Source organism: Paracoccus tibetensis (assembly GCF_900102505.1).
Lineage (GTDB): Bacteria > Pseudomonadota > Alphaproteobacteria > Rhodobacterales > Rhodobacteraceae > Paracoccus > Paracoccus tibetensis.
On record NZ_FMVT01000012.1, the window covers coordinates 1 to 21,326 of the forward strand.

23 protein-coding genes are annotated in these 21,326 nt (G+C 68.8%); 9 read left to right on the plus strand and 14 right to left on the minus strand.

Annotated elements, in window-relative coordinates:
• Positions 1–255, plus strand: a 255-nt coding sequence (locus tag BLP73_RS19625) for a hypothetical protein (RefSeq protein ID WP_217630701.1), incomplete at its 5' end; no start/stop codon positions are given.
• A 208-nt stretch (positions 256–463) separates the two neighbouring features.
• Here BLP73_RS19625 and rpsI read toward each other — a convergent pair.
• The 3 genes from rpsI to BLP73_RS15345 all read right to left on the minus strand — a co-directional run bounded on the left by rpsI (position 464) and on the right by BLP73_RS15345 (position 1,990).
• A complete protein-coding gene (rpsI, locus tag BLP73_RS15335) occupies positions 464–949 on the minus strand; it encodes a 30S ribosomal protein S9 (protein ID WP_090746896.1) in 486 nt (161 codons plus the stop codon).
• A gap of 2 nt (positions 950–951) precedes the next feature.
• A complete protein-coding gene (gene rplM, locus BLP73_RS15340; protein WP_090746644.1) occupies positions 952–1,416 on the minus strand; it encodes a 50S ribosomal protein L13 in 465 nt (154 codons plus the stop codon).
• 154 nt (positions 1,417–1,570) lie between these two features.
• A complete protein-coding gene (locus BLP73_RS15345; protein ID WP_090746647.1) occupies positions 1,571–1,990 on the minus strand; it encodes a PaaI family thioesterase in 420 nt (139 codons plus the stop codon).
• Between the two features lie 57 nt (positions 1,991–2,047).
• Between BLP73_RS15345 and BLP73_RS15350 the strand changes: the two genes are divergently transcribed.
• The gene (locus BLP73_RS15350) at positions 2,048–2,821 is read left to right on the plus strand and encodes an enoyl-CoA hydratase (protein WP_090746650.1); all 774 of its coding nucleotides are present in this window, start codon (positions 2,048–2,050) and stop codon (positions 2,819–2,821) included.
• Here the strand turns inward: BLP73_RS15350 and murD are convergent, their stop codons facing one another.
• The 9 genes from murD to BLP73_RS15395 all read right to left on the minus strand — a co-directional run bounded on the left by murD (position 2,822) and on the right by BLP73_RS15395 (position 13,675).
• The gene (gene murD / locus BLP73_RS15355) at positions 2,822–4,237 is read right to left on the minus strand and encodes a UDP-N-acetylmuramoyl-L-alanine--D-glutamate ligase (RefSeq protein ID WP_342672091.1); all 1,416 of its coding nucleotides are present in this window, start codon (positions 4,235–4,237) and stop codon (positions 2,822–2,824) included.
• A 95-nt stretch (positions 4,238–4,332) separates the two neighbouring features.
• Positions 4,333–5,415: a phospho-N-acetylmuramoyl-pentapeptide-transferase gene (gene mraY, locus BLP73_RS15360; protein WP_090746656.1), complete on the minus strand. Its 1,083-nt coding sequence runs from the start codon at positions 5,413–5,415 to the stop codon at positions 4,333–4,335.
• Positions 5,416–5,417: 2 nt separating this feature from the next.
• Positions 5,418–6,794, minus strand: coding sequence for a UDP-N-acetylmuramoyl-tripeptide--D-alanyl-D-alanine ligase (locus BLP73_RS15365; RefSeq protein ID WP_090746659.1), 1,377 nt, complete (start codon positions 6,792–6,794; stop codon positions 5,418–5,420).
• Complete coding sequence (locus tag BLP73_RS15370) at positions 6,791–8,272, minus strand: UDP-N-acetylmuramoyl-L-alanyl-D-glutamate--2,6-diaminopimelate ligase (RefSeq protein ID WP_090746662.1); 1,482 nt, start codon at positions 8,270–8,272, stop codon at positions 6,791–6,793. The genes BLP73_RS15365 and BLP73_RS15370 overlap by 4 nt, the downstream gene beginning before the upstream one ends.
• 10 nt (positions 8,273–8,282) lie before the next feature.
• Positions 8,283–10,115, minus strand: coding sequence for a peptidoglycan D,D-transpeptidase FtsI family protein (locus tag BLP73_RS15375; protein ID WP_090746664.1), 1,833 nt, complete (start codon positions 10,113–10,115; stop codon positions 8,283–8,285).
• A complete protein-coding gene (gene ftsL / locus BLP73_RS15380; RefSeq protein WP_090746667.1) occupies positions 10,112–10,465 on the minus strand; it encodes a cell division protein FtsL in 354 nt (117 codons plus the stop codon). Before ftsL ends, BLP73_RS15375 begins: the two co-directional genes overlap by 4 nt.
• Complete coding sequence (gene rsmH, locus BLP73_RS15385) at positions 10,465–11,433, minus strand: 16S rRNA (cytosine(1402)-N(4))-methyltransferase RsmH (protein ID WP_090746671.1); 969 nt, start codon at positions 11,431–11,433, stop codon at positions 10,465–10,467. The genes ftsL and rsmH overlap by 1 nt, the downstream gene beginning before the upstream one ends.
• Positions 11,434–11,436: 3 nt before the next feature.
• Complete coding sequence (locus tag BLP73_RS15390) at positions 11,437–11,907, minus strand: division/cell wall cluster transcriptional repressor MraZ (protein ID WP_245686691.1); 471 nt, start codon at positions 11,905–11,907, stop codon at positions 11,437–11,439.
• A gap of 703 nt (positions 11,908–12,610) precedes the next feature.
• Entirely contained in the window at positions 12,611–13,675 is a 1,065-nt protein-coding gene (locus BLP73_RS15395; protein ID WP_090746676.1) for an Mrp/NBP35 family ATP-binding protein, read from the minus strand.
• A gap of 204 nt (positions 13,676–13,879) precedes the next feature.
• Here BLP73_RS15395 and BLP73_RS19790 point away from each other — a divergent pair, with 204 nt between their 5' ends.
• From BLP73_RS19790 to BLP73_RS15430, 7 genes are all read left to right on the plus strand, one after another.
• The gene (locus tag BLP73_RS19790; protein WP_245686692.1) at positions 13,880–14,239 is read left to right on the plus strand and encodes a DUF1127 domain-containing protein; all 360 of its coding nucleotides are present in this window, start codon (positions 13,880–13,882) and stop codon (positions 14,237–14,239) included.
• A 537-nt stretch (positions 14,240–14,776) separates the two neighbouring features.
• Positions 14,777–14,992: a hypervirulence associated TUDOR domain-containing protein gene (locus BLP73_RS15405; protein ID WP_090746679.1), complete on the plus strand. Its 216-nt coding sequence runs from the start codon at positions 14,777–14,779 to the stop codon at positions 14,990–14,992.
• Between the two features lie 37 nt (positions 14,993–15,029).
• Positions 15,030–15,815, plus strand: a complete 786-nt coding sequence (rlmJ, locus tag BLP73_RS15410) for a 23S rRNA (adenine(2030)-N(6))-methyltransferase RlmJ (RefSeq protein ID WP_090746682.1) — start codon at positions 15,030–15,032, stop codon at positions 15,813–15,815.
• Positions 15,816–15,873: 58 nt separating this feature from the next.
• Positions 15,874–16,167, plus strand: coding sequence for an FtsB family cell division protein (locus BLP73_RS15415; protein WP_090746685.1), 294 nt, complete (start codon positions 15,874–15,876; stop codon positions 16,165–16,167).
• 222 nt (positions 16,168–16,389) lie between these two features.
• Positions 16,390–17,424: a pyruvate dehydrogenase (acetyl-transferring) E1 component subunit alpha gene (gene pdhA, locus BLP73_RS15420; protein WP_090746688.1), complete on the plus strand. Its 1,035-nt coding sequence runs from the start codon at positions 16,390–16,392 to the stop codon at positions 17,422–17,424.
• Positions 17,425–17,436: 12 nt separating this feature from the next.
• Entirely contained in the window at positions 17,437–18,831 is a 1,395-nt protein-coding gene (locus tag BLP73_RS15425) for a pyruvate dehydrogenase complex E1 component subunit beta (RefSeq protein ID WP_090746691.1), read from the plus strand.
• Between the two features lie 12 nt (positions 18,832–18,843).
• Positions 18,844–20,202, plus strand: coding sequence for a pyruvate dehydrogenase complex dihydrolipoamide acetyltransferase (locus BLP73_RS15430; protein ID WP_090746694.1), 1,359 nt, complete (start codon positions 18,844–18,846; stop codon positions 20,200–20,202).
• 67 nt (positions 20,203–20,269) lie between these two features.
• On the opposite strand, the gene BLP73_RS19455 is transcribed toward BLP73_RS15430, so the two are convergent.
• Entirely contained in the window at positions 20,270–20,428 is a 159-nt protein-coding gene (locus BLP73_RS19455) for a hypothetical protein (RefSeq protein ID WP_245686693.1), read from the minus strand.
• An 18-nt stretch (positions 20,429–20,446) separates the two neighbouring features.
• Positions 20,447–21,217, minus strand: a complete 771-nt coding sequence (locus BLP73_RS15435; RefSeq protein ID WP_090746697.1) for a division plane positioning ATPase MipZ — start codon at positions 21,215–21,217, stop codon at positions 20,447–20,449.
• Between the last annotated feature and the right edge of the window lie 109 nt (positions 21,218–21,326).

Below are 21,326 nucleotides of genomic sequence, written 5' to 3' on the forward strand. Positions count from 1 at the left end.
GTGAAGCTGACACCCTCATCATCGCTTGCGCTAGAGGGCCGACATGCAAGCTTCAAGGTCGAAAACCGACCAAACCGCCCGCATATCTCTTCAGATATCCATCAATGTCAAAAAGCAGAGGAAACAAAATCGCGGATCAAGCGCCAATCTCTCGACGCCCAGCCCGGTCATCCATTCCCAAAATCTCTTCCGGTCCAGACCCGCGCCTCGCAGCGCTCCCCTTCCCGGCCCCTCCAGCGTTCCCGCCTTCGGTGAAGCGGTATTTACGGAGACACGCACCCACCCGCAAGTCCAAAACGACAGAAAAATGACGGAGCCTTGCAGAAAACTTGCAACCCATTGCGCGCATTTGTCTTTTTCACTTCGGCCGGCGCGCAGGCCCTCGAGGCGCCTCCAGAAGGCAGCGGAAATGACGAAGGGCGCGCCCTGCGGCGCGCCCTTGATGATGTCGATGCTGGAAAGCTCAGCGCTTCGAGAACTGGAAGCTGCGGCGGGCCTTCGCCTTGCCGTATTTTTTCCGCTCGACGACGCGGCTGTCGCGGGTCAGGAAGCCTGCCGCCTTCAACGCGGCGCGCAGGCCGGGCTCGTACAGTTGCAGCGCCTGGCTGATGCCATGCTTGACCGCGCCGGCCTGACCCGAGAGCCCGCCGCCCTTGACCGTCGCCTGCACGTCGAACTGGCCGACGACGCCGGCAACCTCGAACGGCTGCTTCAGGATCATCTGCAGCACGGGGCGTGCGAAGTAGGCGTCGATGGCCTTGCCGTTCACGGTGACCTTGCCCGAACCGGGCTTCACCCAAACGCGGGCCACGGCGTCCTTGCGCTTGCCGGTCGCGTAGGAGCGGCCCAGCTCGTCGCGCTGCGCCTCGCGGCGCGGAGCCTCGGCAACGGCGGCACCGCCCGAGACGACCGATTTCAGATCGTCGAGAGTCTTGATGTCTTCGGCCATGATCATGCGCTCCGCGTGTTTTTCTTGTTCAGGACCTTCACGTCCAGAACCTCGGGCTGCTGTGCCTCATGCGGGTGGTCTTCGCCCGCATAGACGCGCAGATGGGTCATCTGCAGCTTACCCAGCTTGTTGCGGCTGATCATGCGCTCGACAGCCTTGGTGACGACGCGCTCGGGATGGGCGCCTTCCAGGATCTGGCGCGCGGTCCGGTGCTTGATGCCGCCCGGGTGGCCGGTGTGCCAGTAGTATTTCTTGTCGTCACGCTTGTTGCCGGTCATCTGCACCTTGTCGGCGTTGATGACGATGACGTTGTCGCCCATGTCCATGTGCGGCGTGAACGTCGGCTTGTGCTTGCCGCGCAGGCGGTTGGCGACGATCGTGGCGAGGCGGCCCAGAACGACGCCCTCGGCGTCGATCAGGATCCACTTCTTCTCGATCTCCGCCGGTTTCGCGGTATAGGTCTTCATCTGTCGTCCCTTCAGGGTCGTGATATTCGAGATGCGCCTATATCAGGGAAGCCGCCCGATGCGTCAAGATCGGGAAGCGCGATATTGCCGTGCAAGATCAGCGGTTTGAAAGATAGGTAACAGAATACCGCGCCGCAGCCCCCCGGTGCGGCGGTCATTTCTGCGGAATCGCGTAGGTCATCGAGGCGCGGGCGACGGGCGGCTCGCTCCCGTCGGAGCGGATCAGCGCGTCGGCCACGGCCAGCAGCCGACCCAGCTTCAGAAGCCGGCATACCGCCAGCAGGTCACGTCCCGCCGCGGGCTTTCTGAGGAAGTCGACCGAGGCGCTGGTCGTCACCGCCAGCGGCACCTGCCCGATCCGCGACAGGATCACGCCATAGATGGCAAGGTCCGCCAGCGCGAAGATCGCGGGTCCGCTGACCGTGCCGCCGGGCCGCAGATGCGCCTCGGTCACGTGCAGCCGGGCGGCCAGCCGGACCTCGTCGACGTCCTCGATGGAGAAGCTGCCGTTCAGCTGCGGAAAGACCTCGGCCAGATATGCGTTCAGTGCCGCGGCCCCCATCACGATCTTCATGCTTCCCCCTGCACGTCCCTGCCGCTTACGCTTTCCGCAAAAGAGGAGGAGTTCAAGATGCCCGATCTGCTGCGGCGCGAGGATCATGGCGCCATTGCCCGGCTGGTCCTGTCCGATGCGTCCCGCCACAACGCCCTGTCAGCCGGGATGATCGCCGCGCTGCGACGCGCCTTGAACGCGATCGCGGACGACGAGACGATCCGTGTCGTGATCCTGGCCGCCGAGGGTCGCGCCTTCTGCCCCGGCCACGACCTGCGCGAGCTGCAGGCGCTGGCGGGCGAGGCATCCGCCGTGCGCCGGCTGTTCGAGGAGTGCAGCGCGCTGATGCAGCAGATCGTCGCCCTGCCCCAGCCCGTTATCGCCGAGGTTCAGGCGGTCGCGACCGCCGCCGGCTGCCAGCTGGTCGCCTCCTGCGATCTGGCCGTCGCGGCCGAACGGGCACGCTTCGGGGTCAACGGCATCAATATCGGGCTTTTCTGCACCACGCCGATGGTGGCCCTGACCCGCGCCATCCCGCCCCGCGCTGCCTTCGAGATGCTGGTGACGGGCGAATTCATCCCGGCCGAGCGGGCGCACGAGCTGGGCCTTTTGAACCGCGTGGTCCCGCCTGAGCAGCTGGCGGAGGCGACGATGGAGCTGGCGCGGACGATCGCAGCCAAGCTGCCGACGGCCGTGCGCCTCGGCAAGCGCGCCTTCCGACAGCTTCAGGACCGGACGCTGGAGGCGGCCTATGGCGAGGCGGCCGGGATCATGTGCGCCAACCTCATGGACGCCGACACCGCCGAGGGCATCAAGGCGTTCCTCGAGAAGCGCCCGCCCTCCTGGGCGTGATCAACGCAGCGCTTCGACCAGCCGGACGAAATGCTCGCCGCGCTTCTCGAAGTTCGGATACTGGTCGAAGCTGGCGGCGGCGGGGGCCAAGAGAACCGTCTCGCCCGCCTCGGCCTCGGCTGCCGCGCGGGCGACGGCCTCGTCCAGCGTCTCGACGACCTCATGCGGCGTGGCGCCCAGCTCCAGCGCAAAGTCGCGCGCCGAATGGCCGTAGAGATAGGCCTTCACCACCTGCGCCAGATGCGGGGCGAGCGCGGCGATGCCGCCGTCCTTGCCGAGGCCGCCGGCGATCCAGCGGATGCGCGGAAAGGCATCCAGCGCCTTGGCCGCCGCATCCACGTTGGTCGCCTTCGAATCGTTCACGAACCGCACGCCGCCGATCTCGGCGACCAGCTGGCTGCGATGCGGCAGGCCCTTGAAGCTGTGGAACGCCGCCTCGATGTCGCGCGGCGCAAGGCCCACGGCGCGGCAGGCCGCATAGGCGGCGCAGGCGTTCTGGTGGTTGTGCGCACCGGGCAGGCCCGCAATCTCGCGCAGGTCGATCGAGGCCGCCTGCCGGCCCTTGCGGTATTCCGACAGGAAACCCTTGCGCGCGAAGACGGTCCAGGCGCCCTTGTCCAGCTTCTGCCCCGAGGACACGCGGATGACCCGGTCGTCGCGCGGCCCCATTGAAAGCTGGTTGGCGATGAACCGCCCCTCGATCTCGTCGACGCCGATCACGGCGCGGTCCGGCCCGCCCTCGGCGAACAGCCGGCGCTTGGCGGCGAAATAGCCGCCCGGCCCGCCATGCCGGTCCAGATGATCCGGCGAGAGGTTGGTGAAGACCGCGACATCCGGGGTCAGCGCGCGGGCCAGCTCGGTCTGGTAAGAGGACAGCTCCAGCACCACGACCTCGCCATCCGTCGCGGGCTCCAGCGACAGGACGCCCCGGCCGATATTGCCGCCCATCTGGCTGGGCCGTCCGCATTCGGTCAGGATGTGATGGATCAGCGCCGTGGTGGTGGACTTCCCGTTCGAGCCGGTGACGGCGATCACCCGCGGCGCACGCTCGAACTCGCCCCATTCGTTGGTGGCGTAGCTGCGGAAGAAGAGGCCGATGTCGTTGTCCACCGGCACGCCCAGCTCGTAGGCAAGCGCGATGGCCGGGTGAGGGCGCGGATAGAGATGCGGGATTCCCGGGCTGACGATAAGCGCCGCAACTCCCTCCCACGCCGCGGGGCGGGTCAGGTCGACGAGGTCCAGCCCCTCGGCGGCGGCGGCCTCGCGGGTATCCTGCCCGTCATCCCAAGCGATGACGCGGGCGCCGCCGGCGGCCAGCGCGGCAGCGGTGGCCTTGCCCGATCGGCCGAGGCCGAGAACGGCGATGGTCTGGTCTTCGACGCCTTCTACGGGGATCATGTGCGGCTCCTGTGGCAAGAGGCGAGGGCTTCGCGCCCGTCGCCGGCCGGTTCTTGAACCGGTGGCGTACCGACCGGCAACCCCCCGCGGGATATCTGAAGATCAAAGCAGGACTAGCGCAGCTTCAGAGTGGCGAGGCCGATCAGGGCGAGGATCAGGGCGATGATCCAGAAGCGGATCACGATCTGCGCCTCGCCCCAGCCCTTCTTCTCGAAATGGTGGTGGATCGGGGCCATCAGGAAGACGCGCTTGCCGGTCCGCTTGAAGTAGAGGACCTGGATGATGACGGAAAGCGCCTCGACCACGAAGAGGCCGCCGACGATGGCAAGGACGATCTCGTGCTTGGTGACTACCGCGATGGCGCCGAGCGCGCCGCCGAGGGCGAGAGAGCCGGTATCCCCCATGAAGACGGCCGCCGGGGGGGCGTTGTACCACAGGAACCCAAGCCCGCCGCCGATCAGGGCCGAGACGAAGATCAGGATCTCGCCGGTGCCGGGGACGTGGTGGACGCCCAGGTATTCGGTGAAGTCGACGCGGCCGACGGTGTAGGCGATGACGCCGAGCGTGCCGGCCGCGATCATCACCGGCATGATCGCGAGCCCGTCGAGCCCGTCAGTCAGGTTCACCGCGTTGGCCGCCCCAACGATCACGATCATCGCGAAGGGCACGAAGATCCAGCCGAGGTTGATCAGCACGTCCTTGAAGACCGGCAGCGCCAGCTGGCCGGTAAGCGCCGCCGGGTGCAGGCTGGCCGCCGCCACCGCCGCGGCTGCCGCGATGGCGAGGCCCAGCAGCATGCGGATGCGCGAGCTGACGCCCTTGGTGTTCTGCTTGGTGACCTTGGCATAGTCGTCGGCGAAGCCGATGGCGGCGAAGCCCATCGTCACCAGCAGCACGATCCAGACATAGCCGTTGTCCAGCCGCGCCCAGAGCAGGGTTGAGAAGATCAGCGCCGACAGGATCAGGATGCCGCCCATCGTGGGGGTGCCGGCCTTGGCCAGGTGCCCTGCGGGACCGTCGTCGCGAATCGGCTGGCCCTTCTTCTGCACGCGCCGGAGCCATGCGATCATCCGGCCGCCGAAGAGGAAGCCGAAGAACAGCGCCGTGAAGAAGGCTGCCCCAGCGCGGAAGGTGATGTAGCGGAAGAGGTTGAAGACGTCCCCGCCCTCGGAGAGGCTGCTGAGCCAGTAGAGCATGGCTACTCCTTCTTTTCTTCTTGGGCCAGGTGGGCTCGCAGGGCGTCCACTACGGCCGAGATGCGCGACGATTTCGAGCCCTTGACCAGGACCACGTCGCCCGGCCGCACCAGCGCTGCCGCGTCGGCCGCCAGTTCCGCGGCCGTCTCGCGCCACGCGCCGCGCTTTTCCTCGGGCAGCGCGTCGTGCAGGTGCCGCATCCGCGGGCCGGCCGAATGGACCAGCGCGATGCCGTCCATCGCCGGGTCGGTGGCCAGGGCGCGGTGCATCGCCAGTTCGTCCGCGCCCAGCTCCAGCATGTCGCCGAGGATTGCGACGCGCCGGCCGGGCAGGCCCGCCAGCGTCGCGAGGCCCGCGGCCATCGAGGTCGGGTTGGCGTTGAAGGCGTCGTCGATAAGGCGGATGCCGCCCAGAGCCTCGACCGCGCCGCGGCCCTTGGGGGGCTGCCAGTCGCCGATGGCGGCGGCGGCCTTGGTCAGGTCCGCGCCGGCCGCCGAAAGCGCCGCCAGCACGCCGACCGCGTTCATGACGAAGTGCTGGCCGGTGGTTGCCAGCGTAAATCCGACACTTTCGCCGGTGATGCGGGCGCGGCAGGCGAGGGCGCCGTTCTGCGGCTCGATCCTCAGCGGGCGGGCCATGCCGTCCTTGCCGAAGCCGATGACCACCGCGCCGGCCGCGTCCGCGCAATCGCGCAGGATCTGGGTCACGGGCAGGTCCTCGGGCAGGATGGCGGTGCCGATCGGCTCCAGCCCCTCGAAGATCGCGCCTTTCTCGCGCGCGATGCCCTCGATCGCGCCGAAGGCCTCCAGGTGCGCGGCGCCGACGGTGGTGATCAAAGCGACATGCGGGCGGGCGAGGCGCGAGAGCGGCGCGATCTCGCCGGGGTTGCTCATGCCGATCTCGATGATCGCGAAGTCCGCGTCGGCCGGCATCCGCGCCAGAGTCAGCGGCACGCCCCAATGGTTGTTGTAGCTGGCCTCGGCGGCATGGATCACGCCCTGCCCCGCCAGCGCGATCCGCGCCATCTCCTTGGTCGAGGTCTTGCCGACCGAGCCGGTGATCGCGACGACCTTGCCGCCCATCCGGGCGCGGCCCGCGCGGCCGAGCGCCTCGAGGCCCGTCAGCACGTCATCGACCACCAGCAGCGAGGCGTCCGGGGCACAGCCCTCGGGGATGCGGCTGACCAGCGCGGCGGCGGCGCCCTTCTCAAGCGCCTGCGCCACGAAGTCGTGCCCGTCGCGCGCCGCCGACAGGGCGACGAACAGATCGCCCGGCTGGATCGTGCGGGTGTCGATGGAGACGCCCGTGACGCTCCAATCCCCCTGCGCCCGCCCGCCGGTGGCGGCGGCGGCGTCCTTGGCTGTCCAGAGCGCGCTCATATCGTGCCGTCCAGCGCGGCCACCGCGACCGAGGCCTGTTCGGCGTCGTCGAAGGGATAGACGTCGGTGCCGATGATCTGGCCGGTCTCGTGCCCCTTGCCCGCGATCAGCAGCGCGTCGCCGGGCTGCAGCGCATCGACGCCGCGCAGGATCGCCTCGGCCCGGTCGGCGACCTCGGTCGCCTCGGGGCCTGCGCCTTCCATCACGGCGGCGCGGATGGCGGCCGGGTCCTCGGTCCGCGGGTTGTCGTCCGTCACGATGACCACGTCGGCATGCTCGCGCGCGGCGGAGCCCATCAGCGGGCGCTTGCCGGTGTCGCGGTCCCCGCCCGCGCCGATGATGCAGATGATCCGGCCCAGCACATGCGGGCGCAGCGATTGCAGCGCCGCGATCACCGCGCCGGGCTTGTGGGCGTAGTCCACGAAGACTGCCGCGCCGTTCGCCCGCTGCGCGGCCAGCTGCATCCGGCCGCGGACCGTCACCAGTTCGGGCAGGACGCGGATGATGGCTTCCGCCGAATCGCCCGCCGCGAGGCAGAGGCCCATCGCCGCCAGCGCGTTCTCGGCCTGAAAGCCGCCGATCAGCGGCAGGCGCACCATGTGGGTCTGGCCCATGACCGAGAAGCGCAGGTCCTGGCCCGTCGCGTCGAAGCGCTGGCCGAGGATGCGGAGCATCGCGCCCTCGCCCGTCCCGACCGTCGTCAGCGCCAGCCCGCGATCCGTCGCGATGTCCGCCATCTGCCGACCGCGCGGGCTGTCCACGTTGATCACCGCGGCCGAGCCATCCTCGAGGATGTGGTTGAAGAGCAGCGCCTTGGCCGCGAAATACTCGTCGAAGCCGGCGTGGTAGTCGAGGTGATCCTGGCTGAGATTGGTGAAGGCGCCGGCCTCGACCCGCACCCCGTCCAGCCGCCGCTGGTCCAGCCCGTGCGAGGAAGCCTCCATCGCGGCATGGGTGACGCCCGCCGCCACCGCCTCGGCCAGGACACGGTGCAGCGTCAGCGGATCGGGCGTCGTATGCGCCAGGCGCGCGTGGAAGTCGCCCTCGACCCCCATCGTCCCGAGGCTGATCGCCTTGTGGCCCAGCCCCTGCCAGATCTGCCGCGTGAAGCTGGCGACCGAGGTCTTGCCCGAGGTGCCCGTCACCGCCACCACATGCGCGGGCTGCTCGCGGAACCACAGGGCGGCGGCGCCGGCCAAGGCGGCGCGGGCATCCTCGGCCACGACCAGCGCGCCGTCCCAGCCTGCCAGCACGTCAGCCGCGATCTCGGCCCCCGCGCGGTCGGTCAGGACGGCCGCCGCCTGCATCCGCAGCGCGTACTGGATGAACTCGCCGCCATGCAGGGCCGAGCCGGGCAGCGCGGCGAACAGGTGGCCGGGCTTGACCTGCCGGCTGTCGAGCGAGAGGCCCGTGATCTCGGGATCGCGCCCGTCCCTTGCCCGCAGCCCCAGCTGCGACAGCCTCGTTCCCGTCGTCACGTCCTGCCCCTCATTGGTTCGCGACGAGCTTTATCTCACCGGGCTCGCCGGGTTCAACACGCGGCTCGAATCGCGGCGCGATGCTCGGCAGGTTTTCGTCGGTCTTCGGCTCGAGGCCCAGCAGCGGCGCGATGCGGCGGATCACCTCGGCCGCGACGGGCACGGCGGTGGTGCCGGCGGTGCGGCTCTCGCCGCCGCCCGCGGTCTGGGTCGAAGGCTCGTCCAGCGCCACGATCAGCACGTATTCGGGGTCCGAGGCCGGGAAGACAGAGGCGAAGGTCGCGATCACCTTGTTCTTGTAGTAGCCGCCCGAGGCGCGCGGCTTGTCGGCGGTGCCGGTCTTGCCCGCGACCTCGTAGCCCGGCACGTCGGCGCCGCGCGCGGTGCCGCGCGTCACCACCTGCCGCAGCATGTCCACCGACATGGCGGCGGCGCGCGGCGACAGGACCTGCTCGCCTTCGGGGCGCTGGCGGCCATGCACCAGCGTCGGCGTGACGCGGCGGCCGTTGTTCGCGATGGTCGCATAGGCGGCCGCCAGGTGCAGCGGGCTGGCAGCCAGCCCGTGCCCGAAGCTGACCGTGGCCGAGGTCACGGCCGGCCAGCGTTGCGGCACCAGCGGCTGGCCCGTCGGCGCCTCGACCATCTCGATGGTGGTCGGCACGAAGAGGCCCAGCTTCTCCAGGAAGTCCTTCTGCCGCTCGACCCCGATCATCTGCGCGATCCGCACCGTCGCCACGTTCGAGGATTTCACGATCACGTCCGTCGCCGACAGCTCGCGTCCGTAATTGTGGAAGTCGTTGATCAGGAAGCGCCCGATCCGCATCGGCGCCTGCGCGTTGATCCCCGAGGAGGGATTGATCAGCCCCAGGTCCAGCGCCTGCGCGACGGGGAAGATCTTGAAGGTCGAGCCAAGCTCGTACTGCCCCTGCACCGCGCGGTTGAAGAGCGGGCTGTCCGAAGGATCGCCCTTCAGCAGCGGGCGCGGGCGGTCGTTCGGGTCGAAATCGGGCAGGCTCGCCATGGCGAGGATCTCGCCGGTCTTCACCTCCATGAGGATGCCGGTCGCGCCTTTGGCGTTCATCAGCCGCATGCCGGAGTAAAGGACGTCCTCCATCGCCTGCTGCGTCGTCAGGTCGATCGACAGGGCCAGCGGCGCGCCCTCGTTCGCCGGATCGCGCAGCCAGGCGTCAAACGCCTTTTCCACGCCGGCGATGCCGATCACCTCGGCGCTGTTGACGCCCTCGTTGCCGAAGCCCGAGCCGCCGAGGATATGGGCGGCCAGATCGCCGTTGGGGTAGACGCGCATCTCGCGCGGGCCGAACAGCAGGCCCGGCTCGCCGAGGTCATGGACCGCCTGCATCTGCTCGGGGCTGATCTTGCGCTTGATCCACATGAACTTGCGCTCGCCGGTGAAGTCGCGCGTCAGCCGCTCTTCGTCGAGGTCGGGGAAGATGCGGGCGAGGCCCCTCGCGGCGCCGAGGGGATCGACCATCTGGTGGGGATGGGCATAGACCGAATGGGTCAGGAGGTTCGTCGCGACCACCCGGCCGCGCCTGTCGGTGATGTCGGCCCGCTGCGACATGATCTGGGCCGAGAGCACCTCGGCCCGCGGCTCGGTCGGCTGGCTCGAGGCCAGCGCCCCCATGCGGACCCCCACCGTCGCGAAGGCCATCGCGAACAGGCCGGCCATCAGCAGCAGCCGCCCCTCGGCGCGGCGATGGGCCCGAGCCTGGATCTCCTCGTGGCGGCGGCGGCGGTTCTCGGCCTCGATGTCGTCCGGGTTTTCGCCGCGCTCGCGGGCACGAAGGATGCGGGCCAGGGGGCGCAGGGGGGTGCGGATCATGGCTGTGTCTCCGTGGGGGAAGGGGTGGCGGGGTCGGCAAGCTCGGGTTCGGGCGGCGGCGGGGGCTTGGGGTAGTCGATGTGGCGCAGGTCCATCTGCTGCCCGGCTTCCAGCGGCACCAACTGCAGCCGCTCGAAGTTCAGGTCGACCAGCTCGCGCAGCCGGTCGGGGCGGTTCAGATAGGCCCATTCGGCCCGCAGGATGCCCAGCTCGTCGCGCAGGGCGGCGATCTCGCGCCGGACCTGCGACATCTCCCCGATCGAGGCCTGCGTCGCGTAATTCTCGCGATAGGCCCAGAAGGCGAGGCCCATCACCGTCAGCACGCAGAGCAGATAGGTCAGCGAGCGCATCAGCCGCGCTCCTTGCCGGGCAGGCGCGGCATCGCCAGCGCGCGGGCGTCGATGCTGCCGGCGGGCGCCTCGGTGCGGACGGCCACCCGCAGAAGGGCGCTGCGGGCGCGGGGATTTTCGTCCAGCTCGTCGGGATCGGGGCCGACGGCGCGGCGGAAGGGCAGCGTGAAGGCCGGTTCCTGGGTCTGCTGCACCGGCGCGTAGCGGTTTCCGCCCCCGCCCGCATCGGCGCGGGCCTGCATGAAGCGCTTCACGATCCGGTCCTCCAGCGAGTGGAAGCTGACCACGGCCAGCTGCCCGCCGGGCTTCAGCGCCCGCTCGGCCGCCGAAAGGGCCGCGACAAGCTGGCCGAACTCGTCGTTGACCCAGATGCGGATCGCCTGGAAGCTGCGGGTCGCGGGATGGCTCTGCCCGGGCTTGGGCCGCGGCAGGCAGCCGGCCACGATCTCGGCCAGCTCCGAGGTGCGGGTCAGCGGGCGCGCCGCGACGATGGCCTTGGCGATGCGGCGGGCCGCGCGCTCCTCGCCGTAATGGTAGAGCACGTCCGCGATCTGGTCCTGCTCGGCGCTGTTCAGAAGCTCGGCCGCGGACGGCACGTCCCCGCCCATCCGCATGTCGAGCGGCCCGTCGCGCAGGAAGGAAAAGCCGCGCTCGGCCTGGTCCAGCTGCATCGAGCTGACGCCGAGATCCAGCACCACCCCGTCCAGCGGCGCGCCCGCCAGGGCGTCGAGCTGCGAGAAGGTGCCCTCGACCAGCCGCAGCCGCTCGCCGTAGTCGCCGGCCCAGGCCTTCGCCATCGCGAAGACCGACGGGTCCCGGTCCAGGCCGATCACCTGGTCCGCACCGGCGTCCAGCAGGCCGCGCGCATAGCCGCCCGCGCCGAACGTGCCGTCAAGCCAGGTGCCGCGGACGGGCGCCACGGCCCTGAGAAGCGGTTTCAGCAGGACGGGAAGATGGGGTGCCGCCACGGCTCAGTCCTCGCCCGGCCCGGAGGCGGCGGCATCGAGGAAGGCGCGCGGATCGAATTCCGGCCCCTTGCTGGCGGCGAAATCCTCCAGCGCGGCCACGTCCTTGGGCCGCTCGTCCGGGTGATAGACCTGGATGTAATCGCCGCGCGATTCGAAGATCGTCTCGGTACCCTCGGAAAAGCGCAGCTTCTCGCGCAGCTTCTGCGGCAGGACCAGCCGGCCCTCTCGGTCGATCTCGAGATCGGTGGACTGCCCGTTCATCAGCAGTTCCAGCCAGCGCCGTTCCTGGCTGCCGCGCGTGAGGCGGTCGATCTGGGCGTCGATCTCTTCGATGGCGTCGATGGTGTAGAGCTCGATCCAGTTCCACCAGTCGGGGCCGTAGACGGCCACCAATTGCGTGCGTCCGGCCGAGGACGAGGAGAAGCCCGGATCGCCGGCGTCGAAGACCCGCCGCAGACGGGCCGGGACCGACATGCGACCCTTTCCATCCACCTTGACGGTTTCGGTGCCTCTGAACTTCCGCGCCACCTTGCGCCCGCCCCCTCACTGTCCGCTCTTTCGCCCGCCCGAAAGAGAAAGGGCGGATCGGGCCGCTGCCACTGCCCGATCCGCCGCCCTCGTTCCCGTTACCGGGCCCCTTTGCGGGGTTGGTTGGCCATCCTGTCGCGCGCCACCTGGGGGAGGTGCTGCTCGCACGCGCGGACGGCTCTCTATTGGAAAACGGATGCCTGTATGAAGCCTGCTTCGCCTTCAGCGGGGTCTTCTTGCCCCTTACTCACTGCCCGTTTTCGTGAGTTCGTTGTGACATGGGAATTCATGGGAGGCAATGGATTTTTGGGGGCGTCGGCGAGTCTGCGCAGGGGAAGAAGAGGCTGTAGATGCCGCGAATCTCACGAACATCTGAAGAACTCGCCCAGAAGTTGCGTGCGTTGCCGCCAAAGCACACAAGATGTGGAGACTGCGCTGAGCGGCACCACCAGGTGCTTTTTCTCGCGCTCTGCTGCACGGCAGACACACATATGCCTGCGTCAAGCACAAGATCATCCCGCGACATGGAAATTACGGATAGGAGCTCACGAAAGCTCACGAAAACGAGAGCGCATTCTGGGCCCGTTTTTGCGTCCCGCTGCGCCGGCCTCGGCTTCCCGTGAAATCCCACCGAAGGGGCATGTCAGCCTCAGGCAATCCCGCCTTTGACCAGCCGGTCGGCCAGCCGCGCGTAGGCCTCGGAGGTCGGGCCCTCACCCAGGGCGACTGGCCGTCCCGAATCGCCGCCGAGCCGGACCTCCAGCTCCAGCGGCAGCTCGCCGAGGAACGGCAGGCCCAAGGTCTCGGCCTCAACCGCGACCCCGCCATGGCCGAAGGGATGCGCCTCGTGGCCGCAATTGGGACATATATAAGTCGACATGTTCTCGACGAGGCCCAGGACCGGGGTCTTCAGCTTGCCGAACATGTCGATCGCGCGCCGGGCGTCCAGAAGCGCGACATCCTGCGGCGTCGAGACGATGATCGCGCCGCTGACCGGCGCCTTCTGGCAGAGGCTCAGCTGCACGTCCCCCGTTCCCGGCGGCAGGTCGATCAGCAGGACGTCCAGCTCGCCCCACATCACCTGTTGCAGCATCTGCTGCATCGCGCCCATCAGCATCGGCCCGCGCCAGACGACGGCCTCGCCCTCCTTCAGCATGAGGCCGATGGACATGACCGTGACGCCATGCGCGTGCAGCGGCTCGATGCGCTGGCCGTCCGGGCTGGCGGGGCGCCCGCTGATTCCCATCATGCGCGGCTGCGAGGGGCCGTAGATGTCCGCGTCCAGCAGCCCCACGCGCCGCCCCGCCCGCGCCAGCGCCACCGCGAGGTTCGAGGTGACGGTAGACTTCCCAACCCCGCCCTTGCCCGAGCCGACGGCGATGATGTGGCGCACGCCGGGGATCGGCTGCGGCCCGGCCTGCGGCGTCGGGTGCCCGCCGACCTTCAGCGTGGGCGCGGCCTGCGGCTTGGTCGGCGCCGTCATGACGACCTGGACCTTCTCGACCCCCGGCAGGCGCATGAGCCGCGCGCGCGCCTCGGCCTCGACCGGCGCCATGGCGCGCGCGGCCTCGGCATCGGCCACCTCGAGCACGAATCGCACCAGCCCGTCCTCGACCACCAGCGCCCGGATCAGGTCCGCCGCGCCGAGCGTTCCACCCCCCGGAAGGACGATGGGGGCAAGTTCCCCTAGGACAGCTTCGCGGGTGATGGGCATGTGACGGTTCCGTGACTTGGGTTCGGCTGCAGCATGGACGATCCGCCCCCCGCCCTCAAGCGCCTGCGACAAGTCGTGCCATCCGCCGATTAACCCTCTCAGAATACGCGAATTTGCAGCTGCGGCGTGATCGCTAACGATTTTGTAGCGTCAATTTTCTGTTAATTTTTCAAGCACAAATGCAACAGTAGGTCAGCTTTAGTCATGCACTTGCCGCATGGCAGCATTGGCGAAGCGTCCATTGTGCACTCGCAGCGAAAGGGCAATATTGGTCTCAAGAAAAGGCGCCGGGCCATCCGGGTCAGGTGCCAGCCGGATGAACCGAAAGGACGCAATATGGCTGTTATCGCCCAGGCTCACAACACTGCCGCCGACGCCGGCCTGCGTGGCCGCCTGCTGACCGCGATCCAGCGCATGCAGGAACACCGTGCCCGCCGCGCCGTTTATCGGCAGACGGTCCGCGAACTGAACGCCCTGACCACCCGCGATCTGACCGATCTGGGGATCAGCCGTTCGATGATCACCCGCCTGGCCCATGAAGCGGCCTGGGGCGCGGCGAAGTAAGACCCCGGCAGCGCAAGCTGCCCCGAGATAGCGCGGATGCCCCTCCTCCTCCCTGGGCCTTCGCGTTCAGCGGCGCCTCCCTCCTCCTCCCTGGAGGCGCCGCACTAGATAGCCGCCCCATCTGCGGCACCCAGATGCGCCTTGCCCCTCCTCCTCCCTGGGCCGGGCGCAAGCGGTTCCGGCCTCTCCTCCTCCCTGGCCGGCACCGCGCCCCATACGCGGCCCCTCCTCCTCCCTGGGCCAGCGTTACGCGGCGCCTCCCCTCCTCCTCCCTGGAGGCGCCGCACCTCATAGCCGCCCCATCTGCGGCAACCCGATGCGCCTGCCCCTCCTCCTCCCTGGGTGTGGCGCTATGCGGTCCTGGCCCTCCTCCTCCCTGGCCGGTACCGCACCCCAAACGCGGCCCCTCCTCCTCCCTGGGCCAGCGTTCAGCGGCCGCGCCCCTCCTCCTCCCTGGGCGCGGCCGCGTTTCGTTTCACGCCCCGGAACCAAGCCGCCCTCCGCGCATTGCCCGTCAGGCAAGCCGAGGAGAGATGCATGTCATTCCGCAAGGGCACGAAGGTCCGCTGGAACTGGTCCGGCAGCACCGCGACGGGCAAGATCACCGAGATCTTCACCGAGGATGTCGAGCGCACGATCAAGGGCAGCAAGATCAAGCGCAAGGCCAGCAAGGACGACCCCGCCTACATGATCGAGCAGGAGGACGGCGACCGAGTCCTGAAGTCGAAATCCGAGATCGAGCGCGCCGATTGAGCCTTCCCGCCCCGCTGCCGGCGCGCTAATCGGGGCCATGCTCAGCTACCAGCACGCCTACCACGCCGGAAATCTCGCGGATCTCCACAAGCACGCGCTTCTGGCCTGCGCGCTCGACTACCTGACGCGCAAGGACAAGCCGCTCAGCTATCTCGAGACCCATGCCGGCCGCGGCCTCTACCGGCTCGACGCGCTCGAGGCCCGCAAGACCGGCGAGGCCGAGGCCGGGTTCAACCGCGCTGAAGCCGAGGGCTGGCTGGCCAGCGACCACCCGCTGATGCGCGCCGTTGCCGCGACCCGCGCCCGGCGCGGACGCACGGCCTATCCCGGCTCGCCCCTCGTCGCCGCGCATTTCCTGCGCCATGACGACCGCGCCCACCTTGCCGAGCTGCACCCGGCCGAGGCAGAGGCGCTGCACCCCGTCGCCGGCTTCGCCACGCTCCACCGGATCGACGGCTTCCAGATGGCGCGCGCCCTCTGCCCGCCGACGCCCCGCCGGGGCATGATGCTGATCGACCCCAGCTACGAGGTGAAGGCCGATTACGACGCCATCCCTCGGCAGATCGCCGGCATCGCGCGGCGCTGGAACGTCGGCGTCGTCGCCCTCTGGTATCCCATCCTTCAGGACCACCGGCATCTCGGCATGACCGCCGCCCTCGTCGCCGCCCATCCCGAGGCGCTGCTGTCCGAGGTCCGCTTTCCCCCCGCCCGCGCCGGCCACGGCATGACCGGCTCGGGCATGTTCGTGCTGAACCCGCCCTTCGGCCTTGCCGAGGAGGCCGCGCGGCTCGAACGCCTCTTCGCCGCCCGCGCCGGAAGCTGAGGGGATTCCCCACCCGCCGCCGCCGCGCTATGATGCCGACGCCACGAGGAAACACGTCATGCCCCAACGCCTGTCGATCGGCGCCATCGCCTTCATCGTCCTGACCTGCGGCCTCGGCCTCTACTTCGCCTTCGCGGCCGTCCAGGGCCCCTCGGGCATCCTGCGCCGCATCCAGATCGAGGCCGAGACGGCCGAGCTCGAGGCGCAGCGCGACGCGCTCCGCGCCGAGGTGAGCCAGATGCAGAACCTCACCCGCCGCCTCTCGGACGATTATCTCGACCTCGACCTCCTTGACGAGCAGGCCCGCGAGGTCCTCGGCCTCGTCCGCCCGGACGAGGTGATCCTGCGCTAGCCTCCTCTTGCCTGCCCGACAAGCTGCCGCTGAAAGGCAGTGCCGCCACGGCTCCCTCGACCAGCAGGCGCAGGGGCCGGACTGCCTCCGGCGGCCGCGCCCGGCAAGGTCCAGCGCCGCCGTCAGCCCGCCGCCCGACCGCCATTGCACCCCTCCGGGTGATAGGCTACGGATAGTTTAACGCTGAACTATCCCGACCACGCCTCAGGAGGATCCATCCGCATGGCCAGGAAACCGAGCTCCGCGAAGGACGCTCCCGCGAACGTCTCCAAGGACGAGCTGCTCAAGTACTACCGCGACATGCTGCTGATCCGCCGCTTCGAGGAGAAGGCCGGCCAGCTTTACGGCATGGGCCTGATCGGCGGCTTCTGCCACCTCTATATCGGCCAGGAGGCCGTCGTCGTCGGGCTCGAAGCCTGCGCGAAAGAGGGCGACAAGCGCATCACCTCCTATCGCGACCACGGCCACATGCTGGCCTGCGGCATGGAAGCCCGCGGCGTCATGGCCGAGCTGACCGGCCGCGAGGGGGGCTATTCCAAGGGCAAGGGCGGCTCCATGCACATGTTCAGCCGCGAGAAGCATTTCTACGGCGGCCACGGCATCGTCGCCGCGCAAGTTCCGCTCGGCGCGGGCCTGGCCTTTGCCGACAAGTATCTGGGCAACGACAACGTCACCTTCACCTATTTCGGCGATGGCGCGGCGAACCAGGGCCAGGTCTACGAGACCTACAACATGGCCGAGCTGTGGGACCTGCCGGTCGTCTTCGTGATCGAGAACAACCAGTACGCCATGGGCACCTCGGTCAAGCGCTCGACCAAGTCGGTCAGCCTGTTTGGCCGCGGCGAGGCCTTCGGCATTCCGGGCGAGCAGGTGGACGGCATGGACGTGCTGGCCGTCAAGGCCGCCGGCGAGAAGGCCGTCGCCCACTGCCGCGCGGGCAAGGGCCCCTATATCCTCGAAGTGATGACCTACCGCTACCGCGGCCACTCTATGTCGGACCCGGCGAAGTACCGCACCCGCGACGAGGTCCAGAAGATGCGCGACGAGCGCGACCCGATCGAGAATGTCCGCGAGATGCTGCTGACCGGCAACCACGCCTCCGAGGACGAGCTGAAGGCGCTCGACAAGGAGATCAAGGACATCGTCAACGATTCGGCCGAATTTGCCAAGGAAAGCCCCGAGCCTGCGCTCGAGGAGCTGTGGACCGACATCTATGCCGAGAACCTGCCGCAAGGCAGCGCGACCGAGAACGCCTGAGGGGGACGCACCATGGCAACCGAAATCCTGATGCCCGCCCTGTCGCCGACCATGGAGGAAGGCACGCTGGCGAAATGGCTGAAGAAGGAAGGCGACGCGGTCAAGTCCGGCGACATCATCGCCGAGATCGAGACCGACAAGGCCACGATGGAATTCGAGGCCGTCGACGAGGGCATCCTCGGCAAGATCCTGATCGAGGAAGGCACGCAGGGCGTCGCCGTCAACACGCCCATCGCCGTTCTGGTGGAAGAAGGCGAGTCCGCCGACGACGTGAAGACCGAGACCGCCGAGAAGGCCCCCGCGCAGGTCGCCTCGCCCTCGACCAAGGAAGGCCCGGACGACAAGGGCCAGCCCGGCAAATCCGCCGTGGAAGCGGTCAAGACGCCCGAGCCGGACCGCAGCCCCGACTACCCCGAGGGCACCAAGATGAAGACCATGACCGTGCGGGAAGCCCTGCGCGAAGCCATGGCCGAAGAGATGGAGCGCGACGAGACCGTGTTCCTGATGGGCGAGGAAGTCGGCGAATACCAAGGCGCCTACAAGATCAGCCAGGGCCTTCTGGACAAGTTCGGCCCCCGCCGCGTCGTCGATACCCCCATCTCGGAAATCGGCTTCGCCGGCATCGGCACGGGCGCGGCGTTGGCCGGCCTCCGCCCCATCGTCGAGTTCATGACCTTCAACTTCGCCATGCAGGCGATCGACCACATCATCAACTCGGCCGCCAAGACGCTCTATATGTCCGGCGGCCAGATGGGCTGCCCCATCGTCTTCCGCGGCCCGAACGGCGCCGCCGCCCGCGTGGGCGCCCAGCACAGCCAGGACTACGCCGCCTGGTATGCCGCGATCCCCGGCCTCAAGGTCGTCATGCCCTACACCGCCGCCGACGCGAAGGGCCTGATGAAGACCGCGATCCGCGACGCGAACCCGGTCATCTTCCTTGAAAACGAGATCCTCTACGGCCGCTCCTTCGAGGTGCCGGACCTGCCCGACTTCACCATCCCCTTCGGCAAGGCCGCCATTGCCCGCAAGGGCAGCGACGTGACCATCGTCAGCTTCGGCATCGGCATGGCCCACGCGCTCGAGGCGGCAAGCAAGCTGGCCGAGGACGGGATCGAGGCCGAGGTGATCGACCTCAGGACCCTGCGCCCGATCGACTACGGAACCGTCATCGAATCGGTGAAGAAGACCAACCGCTGCATCACCGTGGAAGAGGGCTTCCCGGTCGGCGCCATCGGCAACCACCTCTCGGCCTATATCATGGAGAACGCGTTCGACTATCTCGACGCGCCGGTGATCAACTGCACCGGCAAGGACGTTCCCATGCCCTATGCCGCGAATCTCGAAAAGCACGCGCTCATCACCGCCGCCGAGGTGGTCGAGGCCGCGCGCAAAGTCACCTATCGCTGAGAGGAGCCGCAGATGCCCGTGGAAATCCTGATGCCCGCGCTCTCTCCCACGATGGAAGAGGGCACGCTGGCCAAGTGGCTGGTCAAGGAAGGCGACGAGGTCAAGTCCGGCGACGTGATCGCCGAGATCGAGACCGACAAGGCCACGATGGAGTTCGAGGCCGTGGACGAGGGGACCATCGGCAAGATCCTCATCGCCGAAGGCAGCGCCGGGGTGAAGGTCAACACCCCCATCGCTATGCTGCTGGAAGACGGCGAGGACGCCTCGGCCGCTGACGCCGCTCCGGCCCCCAAGGCCGAGGCCGCCCCGAGCCAGGAACCCGAGCCGGCCGAAAAGGGCTATGGCGGCCCCATCGGCGCGCCCGTGGCTGGCGAGCAGAAATCGTCGGATGCCAAACCCGCCGCCAGCGGCGGCAAGGACGGCGAGCGCGTCTTCGCCTCCCCCCTCGCCCGCCGCATCGCGGCGGACAAGGGGCTGGACCTGTCCCAGATCAAGGGCTCCGGCCCGCGCGGCCGGATCGTCAAGGTCGATGTCGAGAACGCCCAACCCGGCGCCGCCCCCGCCAAGGCCGAAAGCGCGGACAAGGCGCCCATCGCCCATGCCAGCCCGGCAAAGGAACCCTCGGCCCCCGCACCGGCCAAGGGGCTGTCGACCGAGGCTGTCCAGAAGATGTTCGCCGATCGCGAGACGACCGAGGTGCAGCTCGACGGCATGCGCCGCACCATTGCCGCCCGCCTTTCCGAGGCCAAGCAGACCATCCCGCATTTCTACCTGCGCAAGTCCGCGAAACTCGACGCGCTGATGGAGTTCCGCGGCACGCTCAACAAGCAGCTGGAAGCCCGGGGCGTGAAGCTGTCGGTCAACGACTTCATCATCAAGGCTTGCGCGCTGGCGCTGCAAGAGGTGCCGGACGCGAACGCGGTCTGGGCCGGCGACCGGATCCTGAAGCTGAAACCCTCGGATGTGGCCGTTGCGGTCGCCATCGAAGGCGGCCTCTTCACCCCGGTCCTGAAGGACGCCGAGACCAAGACGCTCTCGGCTCTTTCGGCCCAGATGAAGGACCTCGCTTCGCGCGCCAAGTCGAAGAAGCTCGCCCCGCATGAATACCAGGGCGGCAGCTTCGCGATCAGCAACCTTGGCATGTTCGGGATCGAGAACTTCGATGCGGTCATCAACCCGCCTCATGGCGCGATCCTCGCCGTCGGCGCGGGCATCCAGACTCCGGTCGTGGAAAAGGGCGAAGTCGTCATCCGCAACGTGATGTCGATGACCCTCTCGGTCGATCACCGCGTGATCGACGGCGCGCTCGGCGCCCAACTTCTGGACGCGATCGTCAAGCACCTGGAAAACCCGGTCGGCATGCTCGCCTGAGCCTGCCCCACCACGATGCCAGAAGGCCGCGACGCAGCAGCGTCGCGGCCCTTTTCATTTGGTGCGCTCAGATCGTCAGGCCGCAGGCCCGGCGGATGGCCTGCTGGACCGGCGACGGCGGCAGCGCCGGATCGAACTCTCCGCGGGGCAGCAGGGGCGGCTGCGCCATGAAGCGCATCGCCTTCAGCTGGGGTGCCGGGTGCGGCCGGTCAAGCCCCGGGGTCATGCCCGGCTCGGGCTGCGCTCAGAAGGAGACCGCCACCTCGGGCAGGCGCAGCTCGCCGATGAGGTCGCGCAGCTCCTGCCGCGCGGCGATGTGGGACATGCTCAGCGTCTCGACGCCTACGTCCTTCATGTCGAGCAGCGTCAGCCCGCGCGGGAACAGCTCGCGGAAGATCACCCGCTCCGAGAAGCCGGGGGCCACGCGGAAGCCGATGCGCTTGGAGAGGCTGGCCAGCGCGCCGCCGACCTTGCGCTTGTTGTGCATCTGCTGCGTGCCGAGCCGGTTCCGCAGCACCAGCCAGTCGATCGCCCCCGCCCCCGCCTGCGCCCGCATCTGCCGGGCGTTCCAGACCATCTCGGCATAGATCGACGGTCCCAGGATGTCGCCGTCGGGCGAGATGCGCGCCAGCAGGTCGAAGTCGATGAAGCTGTCGTTCAGCGGCGTGATCAGCGTGTCCGCCACCGCATGCGCCATCTGGCTGAGCCGCGTGTGCGAGCCGGGGCAGTCCAGCAGGATGAAGTCGCACTGCCTTTCCAGAAGCTCCAGCGCCGGGGTCAGCGGGTCCGGGCCCTCGCCCAGCTGCGCCATCACCGGCATCGGCAGGTCGAACCCCTCGCGCGCCTGGAAAGCGGCCCGGTTCTCGAGATAGCGCCCGAAGCTGCGCTGGCGCACGTCGAGGTCCAGCGCCCCCACGGCATGGCCCATCCGCGCGAGCGCGGTGGCGACATGCATCGAGGTGGTGGACTTGCCCGATCCGCCCTTCTCGTTGCCCACGACGATGATATGCGCCAATCCCGTCTGCCCTTCCGGTTCGTCCCGCCGCGGACCCTAGCCGGGCCACGGGGTCTTGAAAAGCCGCCCGAGCGCCGCCCGCGCCGTGCCCCGCTCGCCTGCGGCGCGA